This is a genomic window from Streptomyces albidoflavus, from assembly GCF_000719955.1.
Classification (GTDB): domain Bacteria; phylum Actinomycetota; class Actinomycetes; order Streptomycetales; family Streptomycetaceae; genus Streptomyces; species Streptomyces albidoflavus.
The window spans coordinates 57,989-75,361 of record NZ_JOII01000031.1 but is presented as its reverse complement, the minus strand read 5'-3'; the positions used below and the strand labels follow the sequence as shown (position 1 = coordinate 75,361).

15 protein-coding genes are annotated in these 17,373 nt (G+C 74.0%); 3 read left to right on the top strand and 12 right to left on the bottom strand.

Annotation, left to right across the window (positions count from 1 at the left end; genetic code table 11):
• Positions 1–57 precede the first annotated feature (57 nt).
• Entirely contained in the window at positions 58–504 is a 447-nt protein-coding gene (locus IF45_RS0125455; protein ID WP_003950088.1) for an anthrone oxygenase family protein, read from the bottom strand.
• 97 nt (positions 505–601) lie between these two features.
• Here IF45_RS0125455 and IF45_RS0125450 point away from each other — a divergent pair, with 97 nt between their 5' ends.
• The gene (locus tag IF45_RS0125450; RefSeq protein WP_003950087.1) at positions 602–1,180 is read left to right on the top strand and encodes a TetR/AcrR family transcriptional regulator; all 579 of its coding nucleotides are present in this window, start codon (positions 602–604) and stop codon (positions 1,178–1,180) included.
• 684 nt (positions 1,181–1,864) lie between these two features.
• Here IF45_RS0125450 and IF45_RS0125445 read toward each other — a convergent pair.
• Together IF45_RS0125445 and IF45_RS0125440 are read right to left on the bottom strand one after the other, a co-directional pair.
• A complete protein-coding gene (locus IF45_RS0125445) occupies positions 1,865–2,737 on the bottom strand; it encodes an alpha/beta fold hydrolase (protein WP_030309798.1) in 873 nt (290 codons plus the stop codon).
• Between the two features lie 676 nt (positions 2,738–3,413).
• On the bottom strand, positions 3,414–4,106 hold the full coding sequence (locus IF45_RS0125440) for an iron-dependent transcriptional repressor DtxR (protein ID WP_003950085.1): 693 nt from the start codon (positions 4,104–4,106) through the stop codon (positions 3,414–3,416).
• Positions 4,107–4,369: 263 nt separating this feature from the next.
• Between IF45_RS0125440 and IF45_RS0125435 the strand changes: the two genes are divergently transcribed.
• Positions 4,370–5,164 (top strand): SIS domain-containing protein, encoded by a 795-nt coding sequence (locus IF45_RS0125435; protein ID WP_003950084.1) that lies wholly within the window; start codon positions 4,370–4,372, stop codon positions 5,162–5,164.
• A gap of 63 nt (positions 5,165–5,227) precedes the next feature.
• On the opposite strand, the gene IF45_RS0125430 is transcribed toward IF45_RS0125435, so the two are convergent.
• Positions 5,228–6,613 (bottom strand): PAS domain-containing protein, encoded by a 1,386-nt coding sequence (locus IF45_RS0125430; protein WP_030309796.1) that lies wholly within the window; start codon positions 6,611–6,613, stop codon positions 5,228–5,230.
• 503 nt (positions 6,614–7,116) lie between these two features.
• Positions 7,117–7,806: a pyridoxamine 5'-phosphate oxidase gene (gene pdxH, locus IF45_RS0125425; RefSeq protein ID WP_030309794.1), complete on the bottom strand. Its 690-nt coding sequence runs from the start codon at positions 7,804–7,806 to the stop codon at positions 7,117–7,119.
• A 233-nt stretch (positions 7,807–8,039) separates the two neighbouring features.
• On the opposite strand from pdxH, the gene IF45_RS0125420 reads away from it, so the two are divergent.
• A complete protein-coding gene (locus tag IF45_RS0125420) occupies positions 8,040–9,149 on the top strand; it encodes a citrate synthase 2 (protein ID WP_010643267.1) in 1,110 nt (369 codons plus the stop codon).
• A 73-nt stretch (positions 9,150–9,222) separates the two neighbouring features.
• On the opposite strand, the gene IF45_RS0125415 is transcribed toward IF45_RS0125420, so the two are convergent.
• From IF45_RS0125415 to IF45_RS32630, 7 genes are all read right to left on the bottom strand, one after another.
• Positions 9,223–10,800, bottom strand: a complete 1,578-nt coding sequence (locus IF45_RS0125415; RefSeq protein ID WP_030309791.1) for an alpha/beta hydrolase — start codon at positions 10,798–10,800, stop codon at positions 9,223–9,225.
• A gap of 167 nt (positions 10,801–10,967) precedes the next feature.
• Positions 10,968–11,546, bottom strand: a complete 579-nt coding sequence (locus IF45_RS0125410) for a TetR/AcrR family transcriptional regulator (protein WP_010643269.1) — start codon at positions 11,544–11,546, stop codon at positions 10,968–10,970.
• Positions 11,534–12,268 carry an enoyl-CoA hydratase family protein gene (locus IF45_RS0125405; RefSeq protein ID WP_030309789.1) on the bottom strand — a complete coding sequence of 245 codons (735 nt, stop codon included), beginning with the start codon at positions 12,266–12,268 and terminating at the stop codon, positions 11,534–11,536. Before IF45_RS0125405 ends, IF45_RS0125410 begins: the two co-directional genes overlap by 13 nt.
• 97 nt (positions 12,269–12,365) lie before the next feature.
• Positions 12,366–13,511: an acyl-CoA dehydrogenase family protein gene (locus tag IF45_RS0125400; protein ID WP_003950076.1), complete on the bottom strand. Its 1,146-nt coding sequence runs from the start codon at positions 13,509–13,511 to the stop codon at positions 12,366–12,368.
• On the bottom strand, positions 13,508–15,484 hold the full coding sequence (locus IF45_RS0125395) for an ATP-binding protein (RefSeq protein WP_030309786.1): 1,977 nt from the start codon (positions 15,482–15,484) through the stop codon (positions 13,508–13,510). Before IF45_RS0125395 ends, IF45_RS0125400 begins: the two co-directional genes overlap by 4 nt.
• A gap of 11 nt (positions 15,485–15,495) precedes the next feature.
• Positions 15,496–17,094 (bottom strand): acyl-CoA carboxylase subunit beta, encoded by a 1,599-nt coding sequence (locus tag IF45_RS0125390; RefSeq protein ID WP_018896259.1) that lies wholly within the window; start codon positions 17,092–17,094, stop codon positions 15,496–15,498.
• Positions 17,095–17,178: 84 nt separating this feature from the next.
• Positions 17,179–17,337, bottom strand: a complete 159-nt coding sequence (locus IF45_RS32630) for an Arc family DNA-binding protein (protein WP_030309782.1) — start codon at positions 17,335–17,337, stop codon at positions 17,179–17,181.
• Between the last annotated feature and the right edge of the window lie 36 nt (positions 17,338–17,373).

Here is a 17,373-nt window from a genome sequence, read left to right as displayed (position 1 = left end):
CCCCACAAGCTCCCCCGCCCTCCCCCTCGCCCATCCCAGCCACACCCCACCCACCCCTCAGACCAGCGCCCCCACCAGCAGAGCGAACGCCGCCACGATCACCGCGACGCGCAGGTAGTGGTACAGCTCCCAGCGCTTCGACTGCTGCTGCCAGTCGGCGGGCCGGTTCTCGGGGGTCCAGGTCTTGCTGCGGTTGTTGATGGGGACGAGCAGCAGGACCGACATGAGGACGCTGACGACCAGCAGCCCGCCCGCCGTGACGACGAGGGCGGAGCCAGGCTCGCCCCAGGTGACGACGGCCCAGACCGTGGCGAGGCCGAGTGAGGTGAAGTACCAGAAGGGCATCACGGCGCCGAGCAGGCGGGCTCCGTGGGAGCGGCCGAGCTGGCCGTTGTCGCCGGGGAGGGCGTTCATGATCGCGTTGACGAAGACGGCGACGCAGAACTCCACCCCCACCATCACGCCGACGACCACCGTGGTGAAGACCTGAAGTGCGTGGAGCATGACGATCCTCCAGAACCAGAAATCTAGCACTGATAGCTGACGTGTCGACGCTAGCGTAACTGCCGCTCGCTTGTCTAGCGGTGCTAGGGTTCGGAGCATGTCGGTACAGGAACGCAAGGAGCGCGAACGGGCGGACCGCGAGCGCCTCATCGTGGCGACCGCCCGGGAACTCGCCGAGCAGCAGGGCTGGGACGCGGTCACCACCCGTCGGCTCGCCGAGCGCATCGAGTACAGCCAGCCCGTCCTCTACAGCCACTTCCGCGGTAAACGGGAGATCATCGGCGCCGTCGCCCTCGAAGGCGCAGCCGAGCTGGCCGCGTCGCTCAGGGCGGCGACCGGCGCGGAGCGGGACCCGCGCGGCCGGGTCACCGCCCTGGCCCGCGCGTACCTCGTCTTCGCCGCCCGGAACCCGGCGGTCTACGACGCGATCTTCCAGCTCGACGGCGGCCTGGCGTTCGCCCGGAAGGACACCCCCGAACCCCTTCAGGACGCCTTCGCCGCCCTGCTGGAGTCCCTCGGGGAGGTCTCCGGCGATGGCGTCCACCCGGCACTGTTCACCGAGGTGTTCTGGGCGTCCCTGCACGGGCTGGCCACCCTGGCCCGGTCCGGCCGGCTGCCCCCGGGCGACGCCGAGGCCCGCACGGAACTCCTGGTGGACCGGCTCGCCGTCCTGTGACGGGGACGGGGTGGCCTGCCGGTCGGCCGACCGCCTCGCCACCCCGTCCGGCACACGACGCACCGCCCCCGTCCCGCTCGTTGGCCCTGGACGTCAGCTCGCCGGGCAGCGTGTTCGCCGCCTCCTAGGCGTGTACCGGTGTCGCACTTCGAAACGGGCACCCCCTGCGGAACGCTCCGGCGGGTCCGGGGCGCCCCCGTCGCGCATGAATCCACCGGTCCAGCTGGTCAACGCGTGATAGTTCCCGAAGCGCGGCAGGCAGATCTCGGACTAGCTGTCGAGGGGCCCCGGTCGCCGTTCTCGGCGTGGCGGACACCGGCATCACGGAGGGCCCGGTAGATGCCCTCCGCGCTCACCGGCGGGATGCAACAGATGCCTGTGCCGGGCAGGCGGCGACTGCCGAGGCTTGCCGAGCCCACGGCCACACCACGCAGAAGCACGGTCGATCCAGCCTGCCGGTGATCCCCACGCGACCGCCCGGCGGAAGCCGCCGACGGGGACGCGGACGGCCTTGCAGCGGTGGCCTTCACGTAGGCCCCGGCGCCGGAAGACAGCCGCGACGGGGTGACCGCGCCGCCCGGTGCCACGGTCCGCCGGCTGACGCGAGGACCCCACGCCGCCCTGGCAGCCGCTACGCCCCGCGAACGTCGAGCGAGGCCGGGCAAGCCCCCAACCCGCCCCCGCTCACCCCTCCGGCAACCCGTCCAGGAATGGCTGGACCGCGGCCTGCCAGGCGCCCGGCTGGTCGTAGTGGACGAGGTGGCCGGCGTCGGTGACCTCGGCGTACTGGCCCTGGGGCAGGACGCGGACCATTTCCTGGGCCTCGGCGCGGCCGAGGGCGCCGTCGAGGCCGCGGACGACGAGGGTGGGGCAGGTGACCTGGGCGAGTTCGTCCCAGTGGGCGTCGTGGACCCAGGTCTCGCGGGTGCGGAGCATCTGGGCCGGGGAGAAGACGGGGCGCCAGCCGTCCTCGTGCTCGGTCATGACCTCGGCGTAGAACTCGCCGCGGGCGGCGCTCGGGCGTTCGACCCAGGGGTCGTCCTCGCCGAACCACTTGCGGACGTCGCCGAGGGTGGCGAAGGGGGTGGGCCAGGCGTCGAACCACTGCTCCCATTCGCGCTGCGAGGCGGCGCCGAGCGCGGAGGCGCGCATGTCGCAGATGACGAGGCCGCGCACGAGGTCGGGCCGGGCGGCGGCGAGCTGCCAGGCGGTGAGGGCGCCCATGGCGTGGCCGACGAGGACGGCGGGGCCGAGGCCGAGCTGTTCGATGGCGGCGACGGCGTCGGCGACGTAGGTCTCGCGGGTGTAGGGCGCGTCGGTGGGTTTGGCGCTCCGGCCGTGGCCGCGCTGGTCGAGGGCGACGGCCCGGTGGCGTTCGGCGAGCCAGCGGGCGGTTGCGGCCCAGTGCGAGGCGCGGCCCATCAGGCCGTGCAGTAACAGCACCCCCGGTGCGCGTCCGGTCTCGCCCGCCGCGTCACCGGCCTTGGGCGGGTCGGCGAACTCCCAGGCGGCTAGGGGTACGCCCCCGGAACCGGTCACTTCGATGCGCCGCACCATGCTCTGGCACCCCCACAGTCTCTGGCTCGCCCGATCCGTGTCCTGTTTCTCGATCACGGTCGCGCCCTCCGCCTCACGTTACCGAACAAGCATTCGACTCCGCTTCCTCCTGCGGGCTACACCCCACTTTCGAGTGACACCCGTCAAGGGTTGCCGCCCGCCCCCGAGGGGAGATCTTCAGCGGGAGGCGGACCGCTCGGGGAAACCGGTCCGACGGGAGTGATCCTGGGAGCTCGGGGCTCCGGATCACGACAGGGGAGGACAGGCCCCGGCGCCGATGGGCGCCGGGGCCTCGTACTGCGCGCGGGCGGGAAGGCCGACGCGGTGGTGGGGCGGACGGGGCCCGGTGTGGGGCCCGTGAAGGATCGGCGCACGGTCCGCCCCCTCCCCAGGCACCCCGGGCGGCGCCGCGCGGGCAGGCGGAGCCGGGCACCCAGGACGGTCAAGAGTTTTCACGTCATATGCCTGACAACAGCCTTGCACGAGCCACCCGCCGCGCGCTGCCGTTCCGCACACAGAATCTTCAACTCCCGGTCAAGCCGCGACCCGTGCGCCCGCGCCGCCCCACCGGCACGGGCAGCCCCACCGGCGCGGGCGGACGCCCGGAACGCGAAAGGGCCGGGACGCCCCCCGGAGGGGACGCCCCGGCCCACGGTGGGCCGCCTGCGGCAGCCGGTCAGCGCTTGGCGACGAATACGTGCGAGGCGGTCTCGCTGTTCAGCTCGGCCGCCTCACCGCTGGAGCCGACGAGGACGCCGCCGGCCGACTCGGTGACGCTGACCACCGAGCCGGGCTGCACGCCCGCCCGCCGCAGCGTGTACATGAGCTGGGCGTCGGTCTGGATGGGCTCGCCGATCCGGCGGACGACGGCGGTCTTGCCCTCGCTGCCGGGGTCGAGGTCGGCCAGCGAGACCATGCCCTCGTCGAGGAACGGGTCGGCGCCCGCCTCCTCGCCCAGCTCCTCCAGGCCCGGGATGGGGTTGCCGTACGGGGACTCGGTGGGGTGGCGGAGCAGGTCGAGGACGCGGCGTTCGACCGCCTCGCTCATGACGTGCTCCCAGCGGCACGCCTCGGCGTGCACCTGTTCCCACTCCAGGCCGATCACGTCGACCAGCAGGCACTCGGCCAGCCGGTGCTTGCGCATGACCCGGGTGGCCAGGCGCCGGCCTTCCTCGGTCAGTTCCAGGTGGCGGTCGCTGGCGACGGCCACCAGGCCGTCCCGCTCCATCCGGGCGACCGTCTGGCTGACCGTGGGCCCGCTCTGGTCCAGGCGTTCCGCGATCCGGGCGCGCATGGGGACCACGCCTTCTTCCTCAAGTTCGAGGATGGTGCGGAGGTACATCTCCGTGGTGTCGATCAGTCCGGACATTCGTGCCCCTCAGATGCTGTCGTGCGCTGGCCCTGACCTCAATTCTGACGCATCGGCCCGGGAACCGTGCCGGGCCGCTCGCGAGGGCGTCCGCAGGAGCCCGGCGGGCCGGGTCGCGCGCCCTCCCCGCACGCCCCGCGAGCCCCTGGGGCACCTTGACAGTGCGCTGGTCCAGACCGCACCGTGAGGCGCGTCGCGGTCCGGACCAAGGTGCCGGCCGCCCCGCCGTACGCCCCGTGCCGCTCACCGAAAGGCCACCGCCGATGACCTCCACCCCCGGCACGACGACCGCGACCCCCGCCGCCTCGCCGGGCGGTCTCGCCACCGGCTTCCTGGACGCGGCGATGGCGCTGCTGGCCCGGGTCCGGGAGGAGGAGGCCGGGTCGATCGCGGCGGCGGGCACGCTGCTCGCCGACACGGCTGCCTCGGGCGGGCGGCTCTTCGCCTTCGGCGCGGGCCACTCCTCGCTCCCGGCCCAGGACCTGGTCTACCGCGCGGGCGGTCTCGCCCTGATGAACCTGCTGGCCGGTCCGGGCCTGGTCGGTGTCGACGTGCGCCCCGCGACGCTCGGCTCGGCGCTGGAGCGGGTCGAGGGGTACGCGACGGCGGTGCTGGACAGTTCGCCGCTGCGGGCCGGGGACGCGCTGGTGATCATCTCCCTGTCGGGCCGCAACGCGCTGCCGGTGGAGATGGCGCAGGCGGCCCGGGCGCGCGGGGTCCGGGTGATCGGGGTGACCTCGGTGGCGTACGCGGAGGGGACGACGGCGCGTAATCCCTCGGGGACGTTCCTGAAGGACCACTGCGACGTGGTGCTGGACAACAAGATCGCGGTGGGGGACGCGGAGCTGTCGGTGGAGGGGATCGGGGCGCCGTTCGCGCCCGCGTCGACCGTGGTGACCAGTGCCGTCCTGCAGGCGGTGATGGCGAGCGCGGCGGGGGCGCTGCTGGAGCGCGGGGTGGAGCCGCCGATGCTCCGCTCGGGCAACGTCGACGGCGGCCACGCCTGGAACGCCGAGGTCTTCGCCACCTACCGCGACCGGATCTACTACCAGCACTGAGTGGCGCGTGCCCCCGGGGGCGGTGTCTTCGTCACGACGAAGGCGCCGCCCCCGGTGCGTGTGTCAGCGGCGGTTCGTCAGGTCCAGGAGCGGGGCGATGTGGGCGGCGACGGATTCGGCGTGGGCGAGGTCGGCGCGTTCGAAGGGGGTGCGGGAGCCGACGCGGAGGAAGGTGAGGACGCCCAGGGTGCGGCCGCGGCTGCGCAGGACGGTGCAGAGGGCGTGCCGGGTGGACTCGGGCCAGAGGTGGGCGTCGGCCCAGGCGCGGGCGGCCTCCTCGCCGCCGGGCCGGTCGGGGGCGATGGCGCCGGGTCCGGTGCCGGCGGCGGCGCGCAGGGTGCCGCCGCGTTCGGCGCACTGGAGGGCGGGGTGGCCCTCGGGGTAGCGGGCGGGCATGCCGGCGGGGGCGCCGTTGAGGGGCTGGCCCGGTTCGCCGGAGGGGCTGGCGGCGGTGCGCAGCAGGCGGGTGGGGCTGCCGGGGGCCACGGTGTCGAGGAGGGCGTGGTCGGCGAAGCCGGCGAGGGCGAAGTCGAGGTGGGCGACGGCGCCCTCGGCGGGGTCCTCGCACTCGGTGGCGACGCGGGCGGCCCGGTGGAGCTGGTGGGAGCGGAAGCGCAGGCGGGCGTTCTCCTGCTCGGTCTGTTTGGCCTCGGTGAGGTCCTGGAAGAGCCAGCCGACGCCGAGCGGGACGGGTTCCTGGGCGAGCGGTGAGGCGAGGCGGACGAAGCCGCACCGCCAGCAGCGGCGTTGTTCGCCCTCGTCGGTGCGGACGGTGACCCAGAGTTCGACGGGGGCGGTGGGGGTGCCGTCGGCGAGGACGTGGGTGAGGGCGGATTCGAGTTCTTCGACGCCCTGGAGGACGAGGTCGCCGAGGGGGCGGCCGAGCGCGGTGGAGCGGCTGGTGCCCAGGGCGTAGGCGGCGTGGGCGTTGAGGACGGCGAGGCGCAGGTCGGCGTCGACGAGGACGACGCCCCAGGCGGCGTCCTCGAAGAGGGCTTCGCTGAGCGCGATGGAGCGTTCGAGGTCGATCTGGGTGTGGACCTCGCTGAAGGCGCAGTAGATCCCGGCGGGTTCGCCGTCGGGGCCGCGGACGGCGGAGGTCTGGGCGCGGACCAGGACGCGGCGGCCGTCGCGGGTGAGGAGGGCGACGTCGTGGACCTCGCGGCCGCGTTCGGCGGTGACGCCGAAGAGGCGGTGTTCGACGTCGGCGGCGTCGCCGGGGCGGACGGCCCAGCCGGCGAGGCCGCGGCGGCCGACGGCTTCGGCGGCGCTCCAGCCGAGGACGCGTTCGGCCTCGCGGTTCCAGTGGGTGAGGACGTGGTCGGCGTCGAAGGCGCAGAGCGCGGCGTCCATGCCGTCGAGGAGGGCGGCGAGGAGGTCGCCGCCGTCGGGGCCCGGGTCCTCGGGGCCGAGCGCGTCGGTGGTTCCGCTGTGCCCGTAAGCACTCATCGGGCGCCCCCCATGGGCCGATTGCACACGATGTCCCGCATGTTGTCGCGCATGCCGTCCCGCACGTGGTCGAGCCTGTCCGCCCGCGGGCGTGGCCGCCGCACGGGATCTTGCACGTGCCGCTGCACGTACCGGCATTCAACTCGACTGTGGCGCGGCCCACACGGGGTTCGCGGAAATCGCCGGGGTCGGACGGGTGCGGATATCCGGTTGAACACGATCGGCGGGCTTCCTAGGCTGGTGGTACACGAGAAGGGAGGTGGTTCGGCAGATGTACACATACCGGACGCGTGAGGTGACTGCGGGCTAGCGGCCCGTTGTCGCGTCTCCCCGGCTTCGGCCGGGTCAAGCGTGGCGCCGGTCCGGTGCGGGGTTCCGCTCCGCACAGCCGGCCAATCCCGAGCAGTCACCCGGCCCGCGAGCCGCCGGTACGTCCGGCCGGCTCCCCCGCGAGGGGGAACCAGGTTCGCGGGCCGTCTGCGTGTCCGCACGCGGGTACGCGGTCAGGGTGCGAGCCGTTCGACGCGCCAGTCCTCGCCGTCGCCGGACCGGACGTACCGCAGCCGGTCGTGGAGGCGGTTCTCGCGGCCCTGCCAGAACTCGACGGTGCGCGGGGTGACGCGGTAGCCGCCCCAGTGCGGCGGTACGGGCACCTGATCGCCCTCGGGGTGGCGGGCGGCCAGCTCGGCGTAGGCGCGGTCGAGGGTGGCGCGGTCGGGGACGACGGCGGACTGGTCGGAGGCCCAGGCGCCGACCTGGGAGCCGTGCGGGCGGGTGCGGAAGTAGGCGGCGGTCTCCTCGCGGGGGACCTGGGCGGCGGTGCCGGTGACGCGGACCTGGCGGGCCAGCGGGTGCCAGGGGAAGAGGAGCGCGACCTGCGGGTTCTCGGCCAGTTGGGTGCCCTTGCGGGAGTGGTGGTTGGTGTAGAAGACGAAGCCGCGCCGGTCGTACTGCTTGAGCAGGACGGTGCGGCTGTCGGGGGCGGCGTCGGCGCCGGCGGTGGAGACGATCATGGCGTTGGGTTCGTAGAGGCCGTCGCGGGCGGCCTCGGCGAACCAGTGGGCGAACTGCTCCATGGGGTCGGCGGCGAGCGCGCTCACGTCGAGGCCGTCCCTGCGGTACTGCTTGCGCATCGCGGCGGGGTTGAGTGATTCGGACGCGGCCCGCACGGGGCCGCCCTCTGCGTCGGTCACGCCGCCATCCTGCCGCACGGCGCGGGGGGCGCGCCCGGACCCGGCCCGTCGCCCACTTCGTACCCCTTTGTCCCGAGTGGCGCGAGGGCGCGAGTACCGCGATCGTGGCACTCAGTGCCACAGGACTCCCCAAAGGTGGCACTCAGGGGTATCGTCCGTGTTTCCCGGAGGGGCGGGCCGCACCCTGCCCCCGGGCGCCCCGTCTGCTTGTACGCAATCGAAGGAGCCGCCTGATGTCCGACTTCGTACCCGGTCTCGAAGGGGTCGTCGCGTTCGAAACGGAGATCGCCGAACCGGACAAGGAGGGCGGCGCGCTCCGCTACCGGGGCGTCGACATCGAGGATCTGGTGGGCCACGTCTCCTTCGGGAACGTCTGGGGCCTGCTGGTCGACGGCGCGTTCAACCCGGGGCTGCCGCCCGCCGAGCCCTTCCCCATCCCGGTCCACTCCGGTGACGTCCGTGTCGACGTGCAGTCGGCGCTCGCCATGCTCGCCCCCGCCTGGGGCCTGCGCCCGCTGCTCGACATCGACGAGAAGCAGGCCCGCGACGACCTGGCCCGGGCCGCCGTGATGGCGCTCTCCTACGTGGCGCAGTCGGCGCGCGGCCAGGCCCTGCCGATGGTGCCGCAGCGCGAGATCGACAAGGCCGAGTCGGTCGTCGAGCGGTTCATGATCCGCTGGCGCGGCGAGCCGGACCCGCGCCACGTCAAGGCCGTCGACGCCTACTGGACCTCGGCGGCCGAGCACGGCATGAACGCCTCCACCTTCACCGCCCGCGTCATCGCCTCCACCGGCGCGGACGTGGCCGCCGCCCTCTCCGGCGCGGTCGGCGCGATGTCGGGTCCGCTGCACGGCGGGGCGCCCTCGCGGGTGCTCGGCATGATCGAGGAGATCGAGCGGACCGGTGACGCCCGCGCCTGGGTGCGCCAGGCCCTCGACAAGGGCGAGCGGCTGATGGGCTTCGGCCACCGCGTCTACCGGGCCGAGGACCCGCGCGCCCGCGTCCTGCGCCGCACCGCCAAGGAACTGGCGGCCCCGCGCTACGAGGTGGCGGCCGCGCTGGAGCAGGCCGCGCTGGAGGAGCTGCACGCGCGCCGCCCGGACCGTGTCCTCGCCACCAACGTGGAGTTCTGGGCCGCGATCCTGCTGGACTTCGCCGAGGTCCCCGCGCCCATGTTCACCTCGATGTTCACCTGTGCCCGCACCGCCGGCTGGTCGGCGCACATCCTGGAGCAGAAGCGCACCGGCCGCCTGGTCCGCCCCTCCGCCCGGTACACGGGCCCGGCCTCGCGCTCCCCGCAGGCCATCGAGGGGTACGACCAGATCCCCGGCCTGGCGGGCTGACGGCAGGCGTACGTCCGCACGGGAACGGGCCCGGCCGTCGAGGGGGCGGCCGGGCCCGTCGCCGTGTCCGGGGTCAGAAGCGGTCGGGGGCGCGCTCGGGGAGCGGGGAGCCCGGGAGGGTGTCGGGCCGCTGGTTCTCGCGTGCCCCGGCGTTGGACTCGGGCGTCGCCCGGCAGGTGACGTCCTCGGCGGGGAGCTTTCCGGTCAGCAGGTACCGCTCGACGGCGCCGTCGGTACAGGCGTTGCCGCTCGGGTAGACGCCGTGGCCCTCGCCGCCGGCGACGGTGACCATCTTCGAGCCCTTGAGCGCGGAGTGCAGGGCCTGGCCGCTGGGCAGCGGGGTCTGCGAGTCCCACTCGTTCTGCACGACGAGGGAGCGGACGTGGTTGCGGACCTTCGTGGCCGGTTCGGCGGACTCGCCCCAGAAGGCGCAGGGCTTCACGGAGGAGGCGAAGTCGCCGTAGAGCGGGTAGCGGCCCTTGTCCTCGATCGCCTCGCGCCGGTAGGTCTCCGGGTCGCGGGGCCAGGCGGCGGTGTTGTCGCCGCAGATCACGGCGAAGGCGCTCGCCGTCATGTTGTCCTCGGCCGTACGCCCCTGCCCGGTGAGCGCGGCGAGCTTCTTCGCGGAGGCGGGCTCGCCCTCGGCGGCCTTCTTCAGCTCGACGACGACCTCGGTGGCGTAGGCGGGGCTGAAGAAGGCGGCGCGCATGCCGCCGCGGATGGTGTCGCCGTCGAGCGGCTGCCCGTCGAGCACGACGGGCTCCTCGTCGGCGCGGGCGACCAGCTCCCAGAAGGTCCGGTCGACCTCCTTGGGGGTGGTACCGAGGTCGTAGGTGTCGGAGCGCGCGGCGGCCCACTCGGTCCACCGGTCGAAGGCCGGTTCGGCGCCCCAGGCCCACCACTGGACCATGCCCCGCCAGGTGAGCGCCGGGTCGACGGCGCTGTCCAGCACGAACCGGTCGGCCCGCCGCGGGAAGAGCTGGGTGTAGACGGCGCCCAGGTAGGTGCCGTACGAGTAGCCGACGTAGGAGAGTTTCTTCTCGCCCAGGACCGCGCGGAGCAGGTCCATGTCGCGGGCGGTGTTGCGGGTGGTCAGGTGCGGGAGAACGTCCCCCGCCTTCTTCTCGCACTTGTCGGCGAAGCCGCGCGCCCAGGCGACGTCCTTCTCGAAGCTCTCCTCCTTGTAGGGCCGCAGCCAGTTCTCCTCCTCGGGGGTGAGGCCGCAGGAGACGGGGCTGCTCTCGCCGACGCCGCGCGGGTCGAAGCCGATGAGGTCGTACGTGGCGAGGGCGGCCTCGGGGAGCATCTCCCGCATGCCCAGCGGCATGGAGAGGCCGGGACCGCCGGGGCCGCCCGGGTTGGAGAGCAGGACGCCGTGGCGCTTGCCGGGGTCGGTGCTCCTGATCCGCGATATCGCCAGGTCGAGCTGTCTGCCCTCGGGGGCGCGGTAGTCCAGCGGGACCTTGAGGGTGGCGCACTGGAACTCGGCGGGGGCGTCGGCCTCGCACCGTTTCCAGCGGGGTTTCTGCTGGACGTACCGGTCGAGTCCGCGCTCGGCGGCCGTGGGGGCGGTGGCCGGCCCGGGGGCGGCGGCGGCCTGGGGTGCGGCGAGGAGCGGGGCCAGCAGGGCGGTGACGCCGGCGGCCAGCACGGGCGGGAGACCTCTTCTGCGCACGTCTTCGTTCCTTCCGGTCGCGTGGTCGGACAGGAGGGATCATTCAGCGGGCGCGGGGCGGGGGGAATCGGCCGTGCGGCCTCAACTCCCGTCCTTCTCAAGAGTGATGAGGTGGCCGGGGGTGGTTCTGCGGGCGTAGGGGATCAGCCCAGGGCCCCGTCCAGGACCCGGGTCCACTGGGTGACGACCTTGCGGCGGCGGGCCGTGTCGTCGGTGAGGAGGTTGGCGAGGCCGAGGCCGCGGGCCATGTCGAGGAGGCCCTGGACGAGTTCGCGGACGCCGGGGCGGGACTCGTCGGCGCCGAGGAGGGCGACGGCGATGTGGTGGGTCTCGCGGCCGACCCGCGCCTCCAGTTCGGTGACGCGGGCGCCCAGTTGGGGTTCGTCACAGGCGGCGACCCAGAGGTGGAGGGCGGCGCGGAAGAGGTCGCCGGTGTAGAGGTCGACGAGGGCTTCGACGGCCTGGGCGCGGCCTTCGGGGGCGAGGGCGCGCAGGGCGGTGGAGCGTTCCTCGGCGACGTACTCGACGGCGGCGGTGAACAGGTCCTCGCGGGTGGGGAAGTGGTGCTGGGCGGCGCCCCGGGAGACTCCGGCGCGTTCGGCGACGACGGAGACGGTGGAGCCGGCCCAGCCGCGCTCGGCGAGGCACGCGACGGCGGCGGCGAGCAGCCGCTGCCGGGTGGCGCGGCTGCGGTCCTGCTTGGGGGAGGTCACCACACCCATGCGGCATCCCGTCGTTCGAGGAAGGCGGTCATCCCTTCGCGGGCGTCGGCGGAGGCGAAGAGGCGCGCCGAGCGCTCCACCAGGTCGTCTGCGTCCCGGTCGAAGGCTTTCAGCACTGTAGCGGTGACCAGGCGCTTGGACTCCGCGAGGCCCTGCGGGGAGCCGCGCCGCAGTCCGTCGAGGACGGGGTCGAGAGCGGTGTCGACGTCCTCCCCGGTGAGGGTGAGCAGCCCGATCCGGGCGGCCTCCTCGGGCCCGAACTTCTCGCCGGTGAGAAAGTAGCGGGCGGCGGCCGCCCGGTCGAGGCGCGGGAGCAGCGGCAGGGAGATGACGGCGGGGGCGACGCCGATGCGGGCCTCGGTGAGGGCGAAGGTGGCGCCGGGCCCGCCGGCGCTGATGTCGCAGGAGGCGAGCAGTCCGAGGCCGCCCGCGCGGACGTGCCCGGTGACGCGGGCGACGACGGGCTTGTCGAGCGCGACGATCCGCCGCATGAGGGCGACCAGCGCGTGCGGGTCGGGCGGGTCGCGCAGGTCGGCCCCGGCGCAGAAGGTCGTCCCGGTGTGGGTGAGCCGCACGGCCCGTACGTCCGGGTCGGCCCTGGCCCGCTCCAGCGCCGCGTCGAGTTCGGCGACGAGGGCGTCCGAGAGGGCGTTGCGCTGCTCGGGCCGGTCCAGGGTGAGGGTGCGGATGCCCCGCTGGTCGCTCTGGAGGACGTACGCCATGGTCGGGCCTCTCGGGTGGGGTCGGGATGTGGGGGCGGGGTGTGGGGGCGGGGTGCTGCGGGCACCCCGCCCCGGGGACGACGGGTCGGCGGGCGGCTCAGTAGGACTTGGGGAGGCCGAGGCTGCTGTGGGAGACGAAGTTGAGGATCATCTCGCGGCTGACGGGGGCGATGCGGGCGACGCGGGCGCCGGTGATGAGGCGGGCCAGGCCGTACTCGCGGGTGAGGCCGTTGCCGCCGAGGGTGTGCACGGCCTGGTCGACGGCGCGGACGCAGGCTTCCCCGGCGGCGTACTTGGCCATGTTGGCGGCCTCCCCGGCGCCGAAGTCGTCGCCCGCGTCGTAGAGGGCGGCGGCGCGCTGCATCATCAGCTTGGCCAGTTCCAGCTCTATGTGGGCCTGGGCGAGGGGGTGGGCGATGGCCTGGTGGGAGCCGATGGGGGCCTTCCAGACGGTGCGTTCCTTGGCGTAGGTGACGGCCTTGGCCAGCGCGTAGCGGCCCATGCCGAGGGCGAAGGCGGCGGTCATGACGCGTTCGGGGTTGAGTCCGGCGAAGAGCTGGAGGAGCCCGGCGTCCTCGTCGCCGACGAGCCGGTCGGCGGGGAGGCGTACGTCGTCCAGGGTGAGTTCGAACTGCTTCTCGGCGGCGTCGATCTCCATCTCGATGTGGCGGCGCCCGAAGCCGGGGGCGTCGCGGTCGACGATGAAGAGGCAGGGCTTGAGGCGGCCGGTGCGGGCGTCCTCGGTGCGGCCGACGATGAGGGTGGCGTCGGCGATGTCGACGCCGGAGACGAAGACCTTGCGGCCGTTGAGGACCCACTCGTCGCCGTCGCGGCGGGCGGTGGTGGTGATGCGGTGGGAGTTGGAGCCGGCGTCGGGCTCGGTGATGCCGAAGGCCATGGTGAGGGAGGCGTCGGCGAGCCCCGGCAGCCAGCGGCGCTTCTGCTCCTCGGTGCCGAACCGGGCGATGACCGTGCCGCAGATCGCGGGCGACACGATCATCATCAGCTGCGGGCACCCGGCGGCGCCCATCTCCTCCAGGACGAGGGAGAGTTCGGTGATGCCGCCGCCTCCGCCGCCGTACTCCTCGGGCAGGTTGACGCCGAGGTAGCCGAGTTTCCCGGCCTCCGCCCAGACGGCGGTGGGGTCGGCGTCGGGGCCGTGCTTGGCGCCGAGGGCGGCGACGGCGGCGCGCAGGTCGCGCAGTTCCTCGGACTCGATCAGGGTGGTGGCGGTGGTGGTCACGCGGTTTCCTCCTGGACGACGGCGAGCAGGGCACCGACCTCGACCTGACGGCCGGGGTGGGCGTGGAGCGCGGTGAGGGTGCCGGAGGCGGGGGCGAGGATGCGGTGTTCCATCTTCATCGCCTCCAGCCAGACGAGGGGCTGGCCCTCGGTGACGGCGCTGCCTTCGGCGAGGCCGTCGGCGACGCGGACGACGGTCCCGGGCATCGGCGCGAGCAGCGAGCCGGGCGCCTGCCGGGCGGTGGTGTCGGGGTGCCGGGAGACGGGCGCGAGGCTCAGGCCGCCGTGCGGCCCGTCGACGTGGACGCGCCCGCCGGCCCGGCCGACCTCGTACCGCCGCTCGACCCCGCCCACCTCACCGGTGTCGGCGAGGACGACGGCGTCCGGGGTGACGGAGACGACGCGCGGGCCGCCCTCGCCGGGCAGGGTCCAGCCGTTCCGCCCCGGCCGGTAGCGGATCTCGTACTCCGTCCCGTCGTCGGCCCGGTAGCGGCGTACGGGGTCCTCGGAGCGGAGGTTGCGCCAGGCTCCGGCGCCGAGGCGGGAGCGCGCGGCGGTGTGGGCGGCGTCGGCGAGGGCGGCGGCGACGGCGGCGTGGCGGCCGTCGCCGGCCGGGCGGGTGAGGGTGTCGAGGTGGCGGGTGTAGAAGGCGGTGTCGAGTCCGGCGAGGGTGCGGAAGCCGGGGTGTTCCAGGGAGCGGACGAGGAGTTCGCGGTTGGTGGCGGGCCCGTGCAGCCGGGCCCGGGTGAGGGCGGCGGCCAGGCGGCGGATCGCGGCCTCGCGGGTGGGGCCCCAGGCGATGACCTTGGCGAGCATCGCGTCGTAGTGGACGCCGACGGTGTCCCCGGCCTCGTAGCCGGAGTCGAGGCGCAGGGCCGCCGGTTGGCCGCCGGGCAGGTGGGCGCGGTCGGCGCCGGGGACGTCGAGGCGGTGGACGGTGCCGGTCTGCGGGGCCCAGCCGGCGGCCGGGTCCTCGGCGTACAGGCGGGCCTCGACGGCGTGGCCGTGCGGCGGGGGCGGTTCGGCGGGCAGCGCCTCGCCCTCGGCGACGGCGAGCTGGAGGGCCACCAGGTCGACGCCGTGGACGGCTTCGGTGACGGGGTGTTCGACCTGGAGGCGGGTGTTCATCTCCAGGAAGTACGCCTGCCCGTCGGCGACGAGGAACTCGACGGTGCCGGCGCCGGTGTAGCCGATGGCGCGGGCGGCGGCGGTGGCGGCCTCGTGCAGCCGCTCGCGCAGGGCGTCGGGCAGGCCGGGCGCGGGGGCTTCCTCGATCACCTTCTGGTGGCGGCGCTGGAGGGAGCAGTCGCGGGTGCCGAGCGCCCAGACGGTGCCGTGCCGGTCGCCGAGGATCTGCACCTCGACGTGGCGGCCCGAGGGCAGGTAGGGCTCGACGAAGACCTCGCCGTCGCCGAAGGCGGAGAGCGCTTCGGCGGCGGCCGCCTCCAGGGCGGCGGGCAGCTCGTCCAGGGCCTCGACGACGCGCATCCCGCGTCCGCCGCCGCCGGCCGCCGCCTTGACGAGGACGGGCAGGCCGGCCTCGGTGACGGCGCCGGGGTCGAGCGGCCCGAGGAGCGGCACTCCGGCGTCGGCCATGAGTTTCTTGGCGCGGGTCTTGGAGGCCATCGCCTCGATCGCCTCGGGGTCCGGCCCGATCCAGGTGAGCCCGGCGTCCTGGACGGCGCGGGCGAAGCCGGCGTTCTCGGAGAGGAAGCCGTACCCGGGGTGGACGGCGTCGGCCCCGGCGGCGCGGGCGGCGGCGACCACGAGATCGGCGCGCAGGTAGGTGTCGGCCGGGCTGTCGCCGGGGAGCCGGACGGCGGCGTCGGCCTCGCGGACGTGGGCGGCGGTGGCGTCGGGGTCGGCGTAGACGGCGACGGTGGCGAGGCCCAGGTGGTGGCAGGTGCGCAGGACGCGGCGGGCTATCTCGCCCCGGTTGGCGACGAGGACGCGCGTCAGAGGGGTGGTGGTCATGGTGGAGGTCCTCACATCCGGAAGACGCCGAAGCCGCCACGGGCGCCCTCGACGGGGGCGGTGTGGACGGCGGACAGGCACAGGCCGAGCACGGTGCGGGTGTCGCGGGGGTCGATGACGCCGTCGTCGTAGAGGCGCCCGGAGAGGAACATCGGCAGCGACTCGGCCTCGATCTGCTGCTCGACCATGGCGCGCAGCCCGGCGTCCGCCTCGTCGTCGTAGGGGCGGCCCTTGGCGGCGGCCGACTGGCGGGCGACGATCGACAGGACCCCGGCGAGCTGCTGCGGGCCCATGACGGCGGACTTGGCGCTGGGCCAGGCGAAGAGGAACCGAGGTTCGTAGGCGCGGCCGCACATGCCGTAGTGCCCGGCGCCGTACGAGGCGCCCATCAGCACGCTCAGGTGCGGGACGCGGGAGTTGGAGACCGCGTTGATCATCATGGCGCCGTGTTTGATGATGCCGCCCTGCTCGTACTCCTTGCCGACCATGTAGCCGGTGGTGTTGTGGAGGAAGAGCAGCGGGATGTCACGCTGGTTGGCGAGCTGGATGAACTGGGCGGCCTTCTGCGACTCCTCGCTGAACAGCACGCCCTGCGCGTTGGCGAGGATGCCGACCGGGTAGCCGTGGAGCCGGGCCCAGCCGGTGACGAGGCTCGGCCCGTACAGCGGCTTGAACGCGTCGAAGTCCGAGCCGTCGACGAGGCGCGCGATGACCTCGTGCGGGTCGAAGGGCGTCTTCAGGTCCTCGGGGACGATGCCGAGCAGTTCCTCCGGGTCGTACTTCGGCTCCTCGGCGGGGGCCGGATCGGGGTGCGCCTTGCGCCAGTTGAGGCGGGCGACGACGCGGCGAGCGCGGAGCAGCGCCTCCGGCTCGTCCTCGGCGAGGTGGTCGGCGAGGCCGGAGACGCGGGCGTGCATCTCGGCGCCGCCCAGCGACTCGTCGTCGCTCTCCTCCCCCGTCGCCATCTTGACCAGCGGCGGCCCGCCGAGGAACACCTTGGAGCGCTCCTTGACCATGATCACGTGGTCGGACATGCCGGGGATGTACGCGCCCCCGGCCGTGGAGTTGCCGAAGACCACGGCCACGGTGGGGATTCCGGCGGCGGAGAGCCGGGTGAGGTCGCGGAAGAGGGCGCCCCCGGGGATGAAGATCTCCTTCTGGGACGGCAGGTCGGCGCCGCCCGACTCGACGAGGCTGATGCAGGGCAGCCGGTTGGCGAAGGCGATCTCGTTGGCCCGCCGGGCCTTCTTCAGCGTCCACGGGTTGGAGGCGCCGCCGCGCACCGTCGGGTCGTTGGCGGTGATGAGGCACTCCACGCCGCTGACGGTGCCGATGCCGGTGATCAGCGAGGCGCCCACCGCGTACTCGCTCCCCCAGGCGGCGAGGGGCGACAGCTCCAGGAAGGGCGTGTCCTCGTCCAGCAGCAGTTCGACGCGTTCGCGGGCGAGGAGCTTGCCGCGCCCCCGGTGCCGCTCCACGTACTTCTCGCCGCCGCCCGCGAGGGCCTTGGCGTGTTCGGCGTCGAGCGCGTCGATCTTGCCGAGCAGGGCCTCGCGGTGGGCCGCGTACTCGGCCGAAGCGGTGTCCAGCGCGGTGGCGAGGACGGTCACTGGGTTCCTCCGAGGATGCCCCGGCCTTCAGGCCGGGGAGGAATCGGACTCCTGCGGAGCAGGGCAGGGAAAGCCGAATCGCCGTCAGGGCGATTCGGCGTCCGCCACGGCAGCGTCGCGCTCGACCTCCAGCCGGTAGACGATCTCGGAGTTGAGGGACCTTCGGGCGGACCTGGCCTGAGCGGCCAGCCACTCGTGCAGGTCAGCGGGCAGTCGGAGGGTGATGCGCTTCTCTTCATCCATGGCTCCAGAGTAGTGGGCTTCGAGTGGTCGGCCGGT

Bases quoted from the DNA above. Each gene is read 5' to 3' on its own strand.
- IF45_RS0125435 (WP_003950084.1), top strand. From the start codon at position 4,370: ATGACCTCCACCCCCGGCACGACGACCGCGACCCCCGCCGCCTCGCCG.
- IF45_RS0125445 (WP_030309798.1), bottom strand. From the start codon at position 2,737: ATGGTGCGGCGCATCGAAGTGACCGGTTCCGGGGGCGTACCCCTAGCC.
- IF45_RS0125455 (WP_003950088.1), bottom strand. From the start codon at position 504: ATGCTCCACGCACTTCAGGTCTTCACCACGGTGGTCGTCGGCGTGATG.
- IF45_RS32630 (WP_030309782.1), bottom strand. From the start codon at position 17,337: ATGGATGAAGAGAAGCGCATCACCCTCCGACTGCCCGCTGACCTGCAC.
- IF45_RS0125410 (WP_010643269.1), bottom strand. From the start codon at position 11,546: ATGGGTGTGGTGACCTCCCCCAAGCAGGACCGCAGCCGCGCCACCCGG.
- IF45_RS0125395 (WP_030309786.1), bottom strand. From the start codon at position 15,484: ATGACCACCACCCCTCTGACGCGCGTCCTCGTCGCCAACCGGGGCGAG.
- IF45_RS0125450 (WP_003950087.1), top strand. From the start codon at position 602: ATGTCGGTACAGGAACGCAAGGAGCGCGAACGGGCGGACCGCGAGCGC.
- IF45_RS0125440 (WP_003950085.1), bottom strand. From the start codon at position 4,106: ATGTCCGGACTGATCGACACCACGGAGATGTACCTCCGCACCATCCTC.
- IF45_RS0125430 (WP_030309796.1), bottom strand. From the start codon at position 6,613: ATGAGTGCTTACGGGCACAGCGGAACCACCGACGCGCTCGGCCCCGAG.
- IF45_RS0125420 (WP_010643267.1), top strand. From the start codon at position 8,040: ATGTCCGACTTCGTACCCGGTCTCGAAGGGGTCGTCGCGTTCGAAACG.
- IF45_RS0125405 (WP_030309789.1), bottom strand. From the start codon at position 12,268: ATGGCGTACGTCCTCCAGAGCGACCAGCGGGGCATCCGCACCCTCACC.